Source organism: Thermanaeromonas sp. DSM 22490, from assembly GCF_056378755.1.
The window spans coordinates 37,853-51,602 of sequence record NZ_JBJHHE010000005.1 but is presented as its reverse complement, the minus strand read 5'-3'; the positions used below and the strand labels follow the sequence as shown (position 1 = coordinate 51,602).

General features: G+C 53.0%; 14 protein-coding genes. 10 read left to right on the top strand and 4 right to left on the bottom strand.

Features of this window, described 5'->3' with window-relative positions:
• Nucleotides 1–23: 23 nt before the first annotated feature.
• A complete protein-coding gene (locus tag AC1BI1_RS05155; protein WP_476716215.1) occupies nt 24–248 on the bottom strand; it encodes a hypothetical protein in 225 nt (74 codons plus the stop codon).
• 205 nt (nt 249–453) lie between these two features.
• Here AC1BI1_RS05155 and AC1BI1_RS05150 point away from each other — a divergent pair, with 205 nt between their 5' ends.
• The 3 genes from AC1BI1_RS05150 to ypeB all read left to right on the top strand — a co-directional run bounded on the left by AC1BI1_RS05150 (nt 454) and on the right by ypeB (nt 2,798).
• The gene (locus AC1BI1_RS05150) at nt 454–792 is read left to right on the top strand and encodes a hypothetical protein (RefSeq protein WP_476716214.1); all 339 of its coding nucleotides are present in this window, start codon (nt 454–456) and stop codon (nt 790–792) included.
• Between the two features lie 93 nt (nt 793–885).
• Nucleotides 886–1,383, top strand: a complete 498-nt coding sequence (locus tag AC1BI1_RS05145) for a cell wall hydrolase (protein ID WP_476716213.1) — start codon at nt 886–888, stop codon at nt 1,381–1,383.
• A gap of 32 nt (nt 1,384–1,415) precedes the next feature.
• Nucleotides 1,416–2,798, top strand: coding sequence for a germination protein YpeB (ypeB, locus tag AC1BI1_RS05140; RefSeq protein ID WP_476716212.1), 1,383 nt, complete (start codon nt 1,416–1,418; stop codon nt 2,796–2,798).
• On the opposite strand, the gene AC1BI1_RS05135 is transcribed toward ypeB, so the two are convergent.
• Nucleotides 2,799–3,800, bottom strand: coding sequence for a chymotrypsin family serine protease (locus tag AC1BI1_RS05135; protein WP_476716211.1), 1,002 nt, complete (start codon nt 3,798–3,800; stop codon nt 2,799–2,801). It lies immediately after the preceding gene.
• Nucleotides 3,801–4,003: 203 nt separating this feature from the next.
• Between AC1BI1_RS05135 and cas3 the strand changes: the two genes are divergently transcribed.
• From cas3 to cas2, 7 genes are all read left to right on the top strand, one after another.
• Nucleotides 4,004–6,172, top strand: a complete 2,169-nt coding sequence (gene cas3, locus AC1BI1_RS05130) for a CRISPR-associated helicase Cas3' (protein ID WP_476716210.1) — start codon at nt 4,004–4,006, stop codon at nt 6,170–6,172.
• A gap of 125 nt (nt 6,173–6,297) precedes the next feature.
• Complete coding sequence (gene cas5c, locus AC1BI1_RS05125; protein ID WP_476716209.1) at nt 6,298–6,999, top strand: type I-C CRISPR-associated protein Cas5c; 702 nt, start codon at nt 6,298–6,300, stop codon at nt 6,997–6,999.
• On the top strand, nt 6,992–8,872 hold the full coding sequence (cas8c, locus tag AC1BI1_RS05120; protein ID WP_476716208.1) for a type I-C CRISPR-associated protein Cas8c/Csd1: 1,881 nt from the start codon (nt 6,992–6,994) through the stop codon (nt 8,870–8,872). Before cas5c ends, cas8c begins: the two co-directional genes overlap by 8 nt.
• Nucleotides 8,862–9,740, top strand: a complete 879-nt coding sequence (gene cas7c, locus AC1BI1_RS05115) for a type I-C CRISPR-associated protein Cas7/Csd2 (protein WP_476716207.1) — start codon at nt 8,862–8,864, stop codon at nt 9,738–9,740. Before cas8c ends, cas7c begins: the two co-directional genes overlap by 11 nt.
• Before the next feature lie 2 nt (nt 9,741–9,742).
• Nucleotides 9,743–10,351, top strand: coding sequence for a CRISPR-associated protein Cas4 (gene cas4, locus AC1BI1_RS05110; protein WP_476716206.1), 609 nt, complete (start codon nt 9,743–9,745; stop codon nt 10,349–10,351).
• Nucleotides 10,351–11,376: a type I-C CRISPR-associated endonuclease Cas1c gene (gene cas1c / locus AC1BI1_RS05105; RefSeq protein ID WP_476716316.1), complete on the top strand. Its 1,026-nt coding sequence runs from the start codon at nt 10,351–10,353 to the stop codon at nt 11,374–11,376. The genes cas4 and cas1c overlap by 1 nt, the downstream gene beginning before the upstream one ends.
• Nucleotides 11,373–11,672 carry a CRISPR-associated endonuclease Cas2 gene (gene cas2 / locus AC1BI1_RS05100; protein ID WP_476716205.1) on the top strand — a complete coding sequence of 100 codons (300 nt, stop codon included), beginning with the start codon at nt 11,373–11,375 and terminating at the stop codon, nt 11,670–11,672. Before cas1c ends, cas2 begins: the two co-directional genes overlap by 4 nt.
• A gap of 632 nt (nt 11,673–12,304) precedes the next feature.
• On the opposite strand, the gene AC1BI1_RS05095 is transcribed toward cas2, so the two are convergent.
• The gene (locus AC1BI1_RS05095; protein WP_476716204.1) at nt 12,305–13,084 is read right to left on the bottom strand and encodes a hypothetical protein; all 780 of its coding nucleotides are present in this window, start codon (nt 13,082–13,084) and stop codon (nt 12,305–12,307) included.
• A 141-nt stretch (nt 13,085–13,225) separates the two neighbouring features.
• Complete coding sequence (locus tag AC1BI1_RS05090; protein ID WP_476716203.1) at nt 13,226–13,717, bottom strand: hypothetical protein; 492 nt, start codon at nt 13,715–13,717, stop codon at nt 13,226–13,228.
• Nucleotides 13,718–13,750 lie beyond the last annotated feature (33 nt).

Here is a 13,750-nt window from a genome sequence, read left to right as displayed (position 1 = left end):
GGGTCCCGCCCTTTAGGAGAACTTCATTCCGCTTTCTTGTCGGCTTTCATGACGGTCCTAGCGGAAAGCTTCTGCCGCTCTTGCCTTAAAGCTAAAAAAGTGTTTTGGGCTTTCTGTGCCTGCTCGGTACTTAAGAGCTCCAAAAGGGTTTCGGCCAACTCTGTACATTGAAGCCCCCTGGGCCCTAGATAGGGCTTTAAACTCCTAATAAGCGCCAGAAAATTGGGATTAACCAGCTCGCCCGCCATTTTCCCTACCTCCTGTTCTTAACCTCCACTTAGTTTCAAAATATGTGGCTTGTAATAAATTGGTGCCTAGCGTCAGCTTGCAGCCCAGAGCATATACTTGGTACTAAGAACTTAAAAACCCGACAAGGAGGTAAGGCCTCTGGAAAAAACGGATTTAACCTTAACAGAAGTACTGTCCTGGGTTAAGCCGCATCACTTGCAGAACATGAGCTTAAACGAATTGGCAGGTCTCTTAGCGCTGATAGATCTCCTGGGCATTCTAAGTCTTATGCAAGGTAGTGTTTCTGCCCAAGGGAAAGGGCGCAGCACGTTGCAGGAAGCGTTGAACGCAGTTCTCTCCACCCAGGAAGGTCAGGGCGCTGGCCTCGGTCCAACCGACCTGGCTGCTGCTTTGGGTAGCCTGGGAAAAAATCCTGCCCTGATAAACACCCTGTTTAACCTTCTGCTAAGTGCCAAGGAGCCTAAAGCCAAAGAGAAAGAGTCCGCTGAAAGCAAGCCTCCAGAAGAAAGCCCAAACCAGCGAGTATCCGGGCGCAACCGTTAAAGCGCCCGATTTTTTATGGCCAAAGGGGGATAGACTCCGCCCTCCATAGCCAAAATATTACTGAAGACTTTGGTTAAGGGAGGGATCAGGAGAATGCTCACCAAAGTGACAAAACCCTTTCGCTATTTATTACCTGTTTTACTGGCCGCCCTGCTGATCGGCGGCGCCCTTTGGGCCCGACAATACATTCCCTTCTGGCGGACATTGCCCACCCAGGCCGGCATACCTGTAGCCACCAGCGATGAAATAAACTTGATGGCACGGCTTATCGCTGCTGAAGCTACCGGAGAACCTTATGAAGGCCAGGTGGCCGTAGGGGCTGTGATCCTCAACCGGGTACGATCCCCCCTCTTCCCCAGTACTATCAGCGGGGTTATTTATGAACCGTGGGCCTTTGAAAGTGTCCACAATGGGCTGATCTGGCAGGTGACTGACCTGACTACTGCCACCAATGCGGCCATAGACGCCCTAAACGGGTGGGACCCCACTTATGGTGCCCTCTTTTTCTGGAATCCGGCTAAACCGGTTAGTCCCTGGATGTGGACCCGTACTATCATTACTCAGATCGGTCGTCACGTCTTTGCCCTTTGAGAATGAACAAACAACAAGGAGGTACATTATCCGTGCAGCGCAAGTGGACTATCTTAACCCTCTCCCTGCTGCTCCTGGCGGCTATAAGCTGGGGTTTCTGGGAAAGGGCTAACCGCCTGGCCCTGGCCCATGCAGTAGAAGCAGGTGGACAGCGCGATTTCTATAATCTTTTAAGCCAGGTGGAACAGGCGGAAGTAACTATGGGCAAGGCCCTGGTCTGCAGCACCCCGGCCCAGCAGGCGGCCCTGCTCACCCAGGCCTGGAACCAGGCCTCTTTTGCCCAAGCTTCTTTAAGCCAGTTGCCCACGCCGGGAATTAATTTGACCGCTACCCGTAAATTCCTCTCCCAGGCCGCTGATTATAGCAATTACCTGGCCCAGAAAGTAGCGCGCGGCCAACCTCTGAGTGCAGAAGAGGTACAAAACTTAACCCGTCTGCGGCAAGAGATGGGCAGGCTCGCTGCCGACCTGCACAATACCGAAGGCCAGGTGGCCAGTAGGGCCTTGCGCTGGAGCAGCTTTTATTCGGTTCGCATGCCACCTCTGCCCAAGACCATGGCCTGGCTTAAGGCACGACCTGTCCAAGCCAATCCCGGGCCTCTGGAAGGTTTCATCAATACAGACCGCCATATGCAAACGCTCCCCAGTCTAAACTATGACGGCCCCTTTTCCGACCACCTGGAGAAGGTTAGACCCTTGGGATTGACAGGAGGAGCCATCGACCAGCCCCAGGCGGAAAAAAATGCCTTGGCTTTTGCCAATGACGCCAGCCGTACTTCTTACAGGATAACCGCTGTAAACACGGTTAACGGTCGCATCCCCTCTTTTGGTATTTCCTTGGCGGATGATAAACGGCCGGGCCTTTTAGGCCGGATCGACGTGAGCAAACAGGGAGGACACATCATTTCCTTCCTCAACCCGCGGGCTATAGATGCTCCGGCTATGGACGCTAAGTCTGCCGAAGAACGCGCTACCAGTTTTCTTAAAGCCCACGGCTTCCCTCAGATGGTGTCTACCTATACCCTGCGCCAGGGTAACAGCCAACTTATCACCTTTGCGGCCCAAGAGAAGGGGGTCATCCTTTATCCCGATCAGGTCAAAGTTAAGGTAGCCCTCGATAACGGTGAAATTGTAGGCTTTGACGCTACCCCCTATTTTATGGCCCATCATCAGCGCAACCTGCCGGAGCCCCAGGTTAGCGCGCAAGAGATTCGAACCAAGATAAAGCCCCACCTCAAGGTAGAGGATATCAGGCTAGCCCTGATACCTACGGGAGGGGGGCGGGAAGTCCTCACCTATGAAGTAAAAACTTTGTTGGATAACGAACGCTATTTACTGTACTTCAATGCCCTGACCGGCGAGGAAGAAAAGGTAATGAAGATCATTGATCTCCCTGGCGGTCAGCTAACCATGTGATTAAAATTCTACCTGAAGTTGCTCCAGCACATTGGTAATGCGGTTACCGACGGAGGTTTTATCCGAACCGGCAAAAAGCAAGCCCACAGCATAATTTTCACTATCCAGGATCAGGGAACCGCTGTCTCCGGGCTGAGCCATGGGGCCGGTGATGAACTGGTCCACAAATATACCGCTCAAGCCTTCCTCCAGGACAACTTTCACCGTAGCCTGAAGAACTTTAATAGTAGATCTGGTAATCCCGCTAGAACGCCCGCTCTTAACCACCTCCATGCCTATTCTCGGTTCCCTCACTCCCTTAACAGGCCCTAACTCTAAAATCTCCGGAATAATGGCCTGGGGACTTACTGGCCTGGCTATGGCAGCATCTACAATATTAGGGGTCTTTGCCAACTTCTGTAAGTTTACACGATAATCAGGCCGCAACAAGTGCAACAAGGCATTTATGAAGCGTTCCGCCCGTAAAGCTTTACTGCAAGTTACCTCTTCAACCTCCGGATAAAGGGGAACAAACCTCTCCAGGTGACCGATAACCTGCTCCCTGGTCCCGCCATCGTAAGGACCCGGCTGCAAGATAGGATCACCCGGGGCTGCCCGGCCATCATGGCCATTGCTGATATTGGCCAGTATATGATTATTGGAAAGGATTAACGGTTCTTTAGTGCGGCGGTCTTTTACTACTGCGCCAAAAGTACCGGCCGTAATTTTATAGTGGCCTATACTCATGCCGGGCTGGGCCGGGCGCCTATAATCAGTCCGGCCCAAAAGCCTCAGCTCCCCTACTTCCAACACATCTGTCTCTGCCTTGCCCAACACCCGGGGGATTTTTTCATCCCTTTTGAGCTGGACGGCAGGCAATTTCTGGCTTACCAACACCACCAGAGCGGGTTTGCCGGTCTCCTCCCCGCGCACCGATTTATATCCCATTCCTACACCCACAACCCGGGGCAGATCTAACAATTCACGGCTATAGCGGTCCAAAACTTTTTTTACCTGTTCCACAGAAGAACACTCCTCGAAACTAAAACCTTATTACTTTATGCATATGCTTCGTTTATGTTTTTGGTCCCCAGGCTCAGGGCTTGGAATTAGCTACCGCGAGCAGGAAAAAGCGGAAATACGTAGAATAAACGGTTTAATAAGGAAATTTGGCGCGCTTGCAGGTTCGCTAGGCTAAAAACGTTTGCCAAGAGGACCTATCGATTATGTGCCAATTTTACGCCCACACACCTAATCCCCAGGGAAAATGGCATGACCTGTTTTCCCACCTAGTGAAAGTAGCCGAACTAGCAGCGACCTTCGCCAGGCCCTTCGGCGGCGAGGCGCACGCTGCATGGGCCGGTCTTTTTCACGATCTGGGAAAGTTCAACCCTGCCTTTCAAGACTACTTGCACGCTCAACACCGAGGCGAAAATCATCCCCAGGTGCCACATGCCAGATGGGGAGCAGCTATGCTCTACCAGTTACTTTTTAGGGTTGTTGGAAACCCCGAAACCTGGAAGGATCTGGCCATTCCAGTGTACGGGCACCACACCGGGCTTCCTACCGTCGGCTGTTTGGCCCAAGACCTGGAGGAGTTTGTGCAACAAAACCGCAGCGCCCTTGCGTACATAAAGCAAGCACTTGCTCCTCTCCCCAAACCCACACCCCTAGTTCCTTCCTCTCTCGGGGACACCCGCCGTGAATTGTTCATCCGCATGCTCTTCTCGGCACTGGTAGACGCCGACTACCTGGACACAGAACAGCACTTTGCACCGGAACTGGTAGAGCACAGAAAAGGATGGCTGGAAGTTGCCGAACTCTGGTCTAGGTTCGTGAAAGACCAGGAATCTTTTCTGGCCGCCCGGGAAGCGGACACCCTTACCAACCATGTACGTCGCGAGGTATATGAAGCTTGCCTACGTGCTGCCGAAGGTCCGCCTGGAATCTGGCGCCTCACCGTACCCACGGGCGGAGGGAAAACACGAAGCGGGCTGGCTTTCGCGCTAAAACACGCGGTGTTTCATGGCAAGCGCCGGGTAATTGTGGCTATTCCATATACAAGCATAATTGAGCAGACCGCGGATGTTTACCGGAAAATACTAGGACCGGAAGCCGTCCTGGAGCACCACAGCCAGGTTTCCGTGACTGAAGATGAGGAAGAAAACCTATCGGCCCTGCGGATGCGCCTGGCGGCCGAGAACTGGGACGCACCCTTAATTGTCACTACCACCGTGCAACTTCTCGAAAGCCTGCTTACCAACCGCCCCACGCAAGCCCGCAAGCTTCACAACTTGACCCAAAGCGTCATTCTCTTAGACGAGGTGCAAGCCCTTCCCCCGGAAATTCTGAAAACCACTCTGGACGTATTAAAGGCGCTGGTCGAGGACTACGGAGTAACATTGGTACTTTCCACCGCTACTCAGCCGACTTTCGACGACACCCCCTACCTCCAGGAGTTCTCCGGTCTGGAAGTGCGCGAGATCGTACCCCAGTATCGCAAACATTTTGAGCTGCTCAAAAGGGTACGTTATGAGTTTCGCGAAAGGCCGCTTACCTGGGATGAACTGGCAAGAGAGCTCTGGGAGCTGCCTCAGGTGTTGGTGGTATTGAACTCCCGGCGGGATACCTTGGAACTTTTAGCTTCCCTGAGTAATCGACCGGATGTGTTTCACCTTTCTACTCTCCTCTGCGGAGCCCACCGGAGAAAGGTACTAGAGGAAGTTTCGCAGCGGCTGAAGCCGGAAAAAAGGGCACCGGTTTGCTTGGTCAGCACCCAGGTGGTAGAGGCAGGGGTAGATCTGGATTTCCCAGTAGTTTACAGGGCAGTAGGGCCCCTAGACCGGATAGTTCAAGCAGCGGGCAGATGCAACCGTGAGGGACTGCTGACTGAAGGGCGAGTCGTGGTTTTTGAGCCGGCTGAGGGCAGAGCTCCCCGGGGGCCGTATAAAGTGGGCCTGGAAAAAGCCCGCCTCCTTTTAAGGGAGCACCCCGTCGAGAGCCTGCACGATCCAGAGGTCTACCGGCAATATTTCCGGAGGCTCTTTGCAGACGTTGATCTAGATAAGAGAAATATTCAGGAATACCGACGCGCCCTAGACTATCCGGAGGTAGCCCGCCGCTACCGGCTGATCGACGAGGATACAATCTCGGTAGTCGTGCCCTACGGCGAAGCGGAAGAGCGGCTGGAGGAATGGTTGAATCAGCCCCGCCGTAAGTCCTGGCGGCGCCTACAGCCCTACCTCGTCAGCCTCTTTCGGTACGAGGCGATAAAATTAACTCGAGAGGGACTGATGGAGCCCATCGGAGAAAACTTATACCGCTGGACAGGGCGATATGATGAGCGCTTAGGGCTGGTAGGGCCCGTCTACGACCCCAGCGATCTGATTATCTAGGGGAAGTGTCTTAATATCGATTGAATTTTTGGCGAACAGATGATTGATTTTCAATGCCAATGTGGCCTATTGCACCCAGCCTCTATGCCGTGTGAAGATTGAAACAAGCAAGGAGGAGTTTTTAGATGGAGCGGACCGCAATGATCACGGTTAAAGTGTGGGGGGACTATGCCTGTTTTACCCGCCCGGAATTTAAGGTGGAAAGGGTAAGCTACCCGGTCATGACCCCTTCGGCGGCGCGAGGGGTACTGGAAGCGATTTTCTGGAAACCGGAGTTCCGCTACCGCGTGCGGGCCATTGGGGTGCTGAAGCTGGGCACCCAGACCGTCATTTTGCGCAACGAGCTCTCAGAGCGTCAGGGAAACCGGCCGGTTTTCGTAGAAGACCAGCGGATGCAGCGGTCAAGCTTAATCCTAAAGGACGTGGCCTACCTTATTCGCGCCGAAATGGCCCTGCGACCTTGGACCCCCGATCCAGTCTACAAGTACCGCGACCAGTTTAACCGCCGTGTGGAAAGGGGCCAGTGCCGCCACCGGCCCTACCTGGGAACCCGCGAGTTTGCGGCCCATTTTGCCCCGGCAGAAGAGGACGACCGGCCGCAGCCGCTGGACATGGACCTGGGTAATATGCTTTTAGACATTGCTTTTGTGGAAGATCCTTCCCGACCTGAGATAGAATTTGTCCGTCACGGCCCGAGCGGCGCGCGGCGCACCTTTGGTTATCACCGGGCGCTTTTTTTCCTGGCCCGCCTTGAGGCAGGGTGGCTTAAAGTTCCTGCGGAAGAGTACCGGGAGCTATATCGGTTGGAGGGCGAGGAATATGTTTAGGGAATTAGTAGATCTGGGGCGTGAACTGGAGGCTCAAGGAAAGCTGCCTCCGGTGGGCTTTTACTCCTATACGGAGCCCATCCGTTGGGTGGTTCACATCTGGCCCGGGCCGCCGCTGAGGGTTTGGCTGGAGGAGGTTGAGCTAACTAATAGACCCCGACCGTACGATCCGGGTAGGACGTCAGGGTTGAGGGCTTTCCCTCTCGTCCACGAGGCTGGCTATGCTTTGGGTGCTTCCAGACAAAAAAAAGATCTGGATAAGCGGGCGACCAAAAAACACGAGGTATTCCGGGAACTGCTTGAAAAATTCCTGGGTTCGCCGCTAGTAAAAGACCCTGCACTTCGCGAAGCGGCGACATGGGTAGCTGAGGTTCTGGAAAAGGGTCTGGTGCAAGACGACCCGCGGTTTGAAAAAGTTCATTCCAAAGACTGGGTTTCCTTCATGCCGGAAGAGGGCCCCCTGGCCGGACAGCATCTGTTTGAGCATCCAGAGGTAAGGACCTTCTGGGTCGCTGAGCTGGAGGAGAGGTGCCTAGCCCATGATAAGAATGGGAGACCTGTGGTCAACATGGGTGAGTGCGCAGTCTGTGGGGCCACTCGAATACTTATCGGCAAGCTTCCCACCCAGGTGAAGCTACTTAAGGGAACCGCCCCCCTGCACTGTCTTAACGAAGATGCCTTTGTCTCTTACCTTACCGGACAGAACATTTCTAAACAGGCTAGCCTGGGGCTTTGCTTCGCCTGCGGGGACATCGCCTCGAGGGCCTTTGACTATCTATGTAAACACCCACGGCACCGGAAGGACCTATTCCGGGACAAAAACAAAGCCGACAGCCTGGCCAACCAGGTGGCCGTTTTTTGGCTTAAAGCCCCCACTCCATTATGGGCGGGAGATAAACCCCTAGATCTCGACGACCTCCTGGCCGTCCTGGGAACCCTGATGGGTGAGGAGCGGGCCCAGAAAAGGACTCCGGCTCCTCCCCCCGATCTGGTCCAGTTGGGTCGCCTGCTGGATTTGCCCTGGAATCCCGGCATAGCCGGCTTAAGACTGGATGCCTATGCCTTTTACCTGGGGGTGCTCTCGCCCAACGTGGGACGGGTTGCCCTTCGGGAGTGGTTTAGCGTATCCCTTGAGGTATTAAAAGAAAATCTCAAGCGTTTCCTGCAGGCCCTTACGCTGGTTTCCCCCTGGGCAGACGAGCCCCGGCCGGTATCCGTTGCCACCCTGGCGGAGGCCCTGGATTCGCCCGACCCTAATTTAACCAGAGGATTGCTTCGGGCGGCCTACCTGGGGTACAGGCCTTCGGCTGAACTTTTGACCCGGGCGGTACCGCGCCTGAGGGTTCTCTGGGCCAAAGGAAGGAGGGATAAACCGGATGAGGAACGGGAAAGGTTTAAGCACATTCATGCCTTGACAGCCTTATTAAAGTTGGTGCTCTCTTATGGAAAGGAGGAGGCCGTAAACATGGAAAAGCTGGATTTTAGGCATAGTTCTCCGCCCTACCTTTGCGGGCGGCTATTGGCGGTTTTGGAAGAGGCCCAGCAGCGGGCGGCCAATTTTAAGCTGAACACTACCCTGGTGGACCGCTTCTACGGGGCGGCCTCCACCGCACCGGCCTCGGTGTTCGGGAATCTTTTGCGCCTTAGCACCACCGCTCACCTCCCCGAGGTTGGGCGGGAAATAAATCTCCTGGTGGAAGAGATCCTTTCCCGGCTGGACGAGGCCGGAGGATTTCCCAAGACCTTAAACCTTCCCCAGCAGGCGGAGTTCGCCCTCGGCTTTTACCACCAGCGAGCCTATTTCCGCGCCGGACGGGTTAAGGGTAAAGCTAGTAAAGCTGGTCAAGAAGGAGGAAATTTGAATGAACATTAGCAACAGGCTTGAACTCGTCTGTGATCCCCAAAAACGGTACGAGTTTATTTTCCTTTTTGATGTCCGGGACGGCAACCCAAATGGTGATCCCGATGCAGGTAACCTGCCGCGGGTAGACCCGGAGACCATGCATGGCCTGGCAAGCGATGTTTCTATAAAACGAAAAATAAGGGATTACCTACAGGTTACGAGAAATATACCTATTTTCATTCAAAGCAGGGTAGCGCTAAACACTTTAATCAGACAGGCGGGAGAAGCAAGGGGTATTACCGAGAGCCGGGTACCAAATGAGGAAGTACGCAATGAGCTATGTAAGCAATATTACGATATTCGCATGTTCGGAGCCGTACTTTCCACCGGCGATCTGAACGCCGGGCAGGTACGGGGGCCGGTACAGATCACCTTTGCCCGTTCGATTGATCCAGTGCTTCCCTTGGATCTCTCTATAACTCGCAAGGCCCGGACCACCGAAGAACGTATGGAGACCGGAGAGACCGAGATGGGCAGAAAGCCACTTATTCCCTACGGTTTATACCGGGCCCATGGGTTTTACAACCCCTTCCTGGCCGAGGGAACCGGCGTATCGAAGGAGGACCTTAAGGTTCTCTGGGAAGCCCTTTGCAACCTCTTCGAGTTGGACCGCTCGGCCTCTAGAGGTGAAATGGCAGTGCGCGGGATCTTTGTTTTCCGTCACGAGGACAAGAAAGGCAACGCCCCGGCCCACAGGCTGTTTGAGTTGGTGAAAGTGCGGCGGCGGGAAGGCGTGGATAACCCCCGCTCCTTCGCGGACTACGTGGTCGAAGCTCCGCCTGAAGGGGCGCTTGACAATCTGGGTTTTGCTGGAGTAACCCTGGTCAGGCTGGTGTAAATATGAGTTGGGAAGACGCTGAATACGTCCCCATCTGTGCTTTGCAGCATTACGTCTTTTGTCCCCGCCAGTGCGCGCTGATCCATTTAGAACAAGTGTGGGAAGAAAATCTTTTCACTTTAAGAGGGCGGCGGGTGCACGAAAATGTAGATCTTCCTGAGGAATACACTGCGGAAGGCGTTCGAGTTGAGCGGGCCGTCCCCCTCTGGTCGGATCGTCTGGGGTTAATCGGCCGGGCAGACGTGGTCGAGTTCCTGCCAGACAGAACTCCTTACCCGGTAGAGTATAAGGCCGGTCCCCGGCGGGCCCGGCGGGCCGACGAGGTGCAGCTCTGCGCTCAGGCCTTATGCCTTGAGGAAATGCTGGGACGGCCCGTGACACGGGGAGCCCTGTACCATCACGGATCGCGCCGCAGGCGGGAGGTCCGCTTTACCACCGAACTTCGCTCGCAAGTGGAAGAGGTAGTCCTGCACGTGCGACGTCTGTTCCAGATAGGGTCCCTACCTCCACCTGCGGCAGACGGCCGCTGCCGGGACTGCTCTCTGATGGATGCCTGTATGCCTTTAGCCCTGCAAAATCTCCCCGCCTGGCTGGAGCGTGAATGGAAGTGATACATCAACTCCTGAATACCCTGTATGTCCAAACCCAAGGCGCCTACCTTCACCTGGATCACGATACAGTCAAGGTGGAGGTAGACCGGGTCCTGCGATTACAATTACCGCTACACCACTTGGGCGGCCTAGTCGTTTTCGGTAATGTGCTTCTGAGTCCTTTTTTGATTCACCGCTTCGCCGAGGACGGCCGGAGCATAGTCTGGTTTGATCAGAACGGCCAGTTCCGGGCCCGCCTGGCCGGGCCGGTATCCGGTAACGTCCTTTTGGGGCGTGCCCAACACGAGGCCTATGGAGATGCGTGCCGACGTACGGCCTCGGCACGCCGCTTTGTGGCCGGCAAGATTAGAAATGCCCGCCACGTGCTGCTCCGGGGAATGCGCGACAACCCCGAACTGGCCTGCCAGCTTGAACCGGCCGCTCGGGAACTGGAGGCGGCCCTAAGGGACGTAACCAGATCTGAAGACCTGGATGAGATACGTGGTATCGAGGGCCGGGCCGCCGCGATATACTTTTCGGGCCTGAGCTCGCTTATCCTGGTTGAAGATCCCTCCTTGCAGTTTGAAGTTCGGACAAAGCGCCCGCCCCGGGACCCGGTGAATGCGCTTCTTTCATTTGCTTATGCGTTGCTGGTTAACGAGTGCATATCGGCCTGTGAGGGTGTAGGGCTTGATCCTCAGCTCGGATATCTCCACGCCCTGCGCCCCGGCCGTCCAGCCCTGGCCCTAGACCTGATGGAGGAATTCCGGGCCTTCCTGGCAGACCGGCTGGTACTGACCGTGTTAAACCGCCGCCAGATAACGGAAAAAGATTTCCTAGAGCGACCTGGAGGCGCCGTCCACCTTACCGACCGGGCCCGCCATACCTTTCTCGAGGCCTATCAGAAGCGGAAACAAGAGGAGCTTACCCATCCTCTTTTAGGACAACGGGTACCCGTGGGACTCCTTCCTCACATTCAGGCACGCCTTTTGGCGCGACATCTTCGTGGGGATGCGGCCGAATACGCGCCGTTCGTTGCCCGATGAGGCGGATAGACATCGTAGTTGCCTACGACGTAAATATGGAAAGCAAGGAGGGCCAGGCTCGCCTGCGTAAGGTAGCCACCCTTTGCAAGAACTTTGGTCAGCGAGTCCAATACTCGCTCTTTGAGTGTCGGGTAACACCGGCCCAGCTCGAGGAACTCGTCCACAGGCTCCGGAAGGTAATCGATGAAAAGCAGGACAGCCTTCGCATCTACATACTGCATGGCGGCAGGGAAGGTTCGCTGAAGGTTTACGGCCGGGACCGATATGTGGACTTCGAGGGGCCGCTGATTTTATGAAGGCTTCGTAGTGGTGCGCGGACCTCTAGTGAAGTTGTTAAGCCCAGATGGATCGCGATTGGGGATTTTCATGGCAATCCGGGTAATTAGAGGAGTTTTCGACTGGTCAAAAAACCTGTAGGCCGTCGGGTTCGCGGAAGGTGACCCCCAAAAACGCACAGTAAAAAGAATTTAGACGCGAGCGGTTGCACCCGGCCTCTGTGCCGGGTGAGGATTGAAACGGTTTCTGGCTGCTAGAGGGATAGACTTGCAGGGTGTTGCACCCGGCCTCTGTGCCGGGTGAGATGATTACACATCACCCCGCGTTCAGTTGCCCATCAAAATCTGGAAATTACCCAAAGTGGGGGAATATAACCATCTAAAGTAGAAATTTGCTGCTGAAGTGGAGGGAAGATGTAAGGTAGACCACTGGTAGCACCACTAAACTCAGGTGTAGCAAGGCGTTCCCGGTAACCCACCAAATCACGTTGATTGCAATCCGTTAATATGAAGTAAGTAACTTTAGGTGGCTGGATGTCATTATCTCCTGTCACCTTTTCTTTTTCAATACAAAATAATCCCTAATTACCGACCATGACGACAGTTTTTCTTCCAGCAGTCTTGCCAAAGCTGAACTCCTCTTGGGTAATCTTTTAAAATTCTTCTTTTTGCTGTAAGATTTCCTTTTTTGTTCTATAATCTCCTGGAAACCAGGAGTAGGTTGGTAAGAGTGGAAGCTTCAAATAAACATCTCTGAATTCATTATAATCATACCTTGAAAAATATGTAATGTCATACAATCTTAAATCAGGGGGAGGATAATTGTCGATTGTCATTACATATCCAAAAGGAGGAAAGTTAATTTCGGAAAATATGTAAATTGTTTTCGTCAAAAAGTTAAGCTTTCCTTGGAAACCGCCTATCCTCGCCCATCTTCCTTCGGGGTTAAGGTATACGAAAATGCGATATTTTCCCGAGTTAATATATTTACGTTTGGGGTTTAATACAAAGCTTACAAGCTCTGGGTTCCTTTCAGCAAAATCAGGATTGTTGACTGAAAAGAACATGGTGATAATTTGTTTCAAAACTCTAAGAGGAAAAATCCAAAAGGGATAATATAAAGTAGGTTTTCCTTCTGCTTTACTAAGCAACTGAAAACCTTGACGACACCAATCTGCAAAAGCCTTTCCGTACCAAGCTCCTGTATTGTTATTGCATTGTGGACAGAGTGTATAACCTCCCATCCCCTTCGGCATAGGCTGTCCCTTAGATTTTACTTCGTCATCGGGACCAACATTTAAAAGATCGAAGACCCTATAGAGGACAGTAGGATGGTCATTGAAGGCAGATCTTGGGGGAATATGCTCAAACGTCAATTTGCCTACTATTCCACAAATATGGCACTTGCCATAAACTTTTCGTCGTCTACTCATAGTACCCCCACTTTGAATTCTTGTCCAAATGGTTTAATTTTCTCTCCTTTTCTCTTGGTTCCTACCATGCCATAACTTAAGTTTATTTATCAATGAGTCCGACACTCTTCACAACCTTAATCTTTTTTCTATCACACGATGTTACTGCCATAAAATATCCCAATTGTTAAGGTATTTGCGTAGCCTCTCTTGATATTCAACCACATTGAGTTTTCTTACTTTATTGTTTGGATCATGGGGGCGACCATTCTTACCTGGGCTTTCCAGCCATCTTTTAAAGTCCTCTTCTAGCCAAGTATTCACCTCATTGGTGGGTATGATATAAAACTCCAGATTTTTTACATCCATAGACAGGTTAACCAAAACGACAAAGTCGTCATTTTTGCTTATGTCTCTGAACACTTTACCATCCTTTTTCGCAAGGAAATGCCACCCTGGATTTTCCTCAGACTTAGTTTTGACCCTGATCTTTACAGTTCGGCCACCATTCGTAGCTAGAACATCAAAGGATGGAGCATTTCTAGGTGCCAGTGCGGCAATTATACCACGCTTTAACAATTCAGCCAATACATAGTATTCGCCAGCATTTCCTATCAGCGTTCCTTGGCCTGCCTTGACTTTTCCTTTCAACATACTCACCCTCCTTGATGAAGCAAAGTATTGGAA